Source organism: Opacimonas viscosa (genome assembly GCF_024199005.1).
GTDB classification, from domain to species: domain Bacteria; phylum Pseudomonadota; class Gammaproteobacteria; order Enterobacterales; family Alteromonadaceae; genus Opacimonas; species Opacimonas viscosa.
The window spans coordinates 1-262 of the sequence record NZ_JANATA010000188.1 but is presented as its reverse complement, the minus strand read 5'-3'; the positions used below and the strand labels follow the sequence as shown (position 1 = coordinate 262).

At 49.2% G+C, this 262-nt stretch carries 1 protein-coding gene; it reads right to left on the bottom strand.

Annotated elements, in window-relative coordinates; all coding sequences use genetic code 11:
• Positions 1-262: hypothetical protein (locus NLF92_RS13245; protein WP_254102702.1), on the bottom strand; the 262-nt coding region annotated here is incomplete at both ends.

The window sequence follows — 262 nt, the reverse complement described above, 5'->3', positions numbered from 1 at the left end:
CGCACGTTGTAATGTGGTTGAACTTTGCTTGGACTTCACATAGCGAACACCCACGTTACCTGTAATAGGTAAACCGGCAATCTCAGTATCGATATTTGCCATTAGGTAAGCTGCAGATACGGTTTCAAACACGTCACCACTTTCCAGTACAGACCAGGCCGTTGAACGGGTTGAACCTTCCAGTGGATTAATGACGCCAGGGTCACCTGAACCCCAGGTTTGCGCTGGCTGTGGTATGCCTGATGGGAACCACGCATTTAAC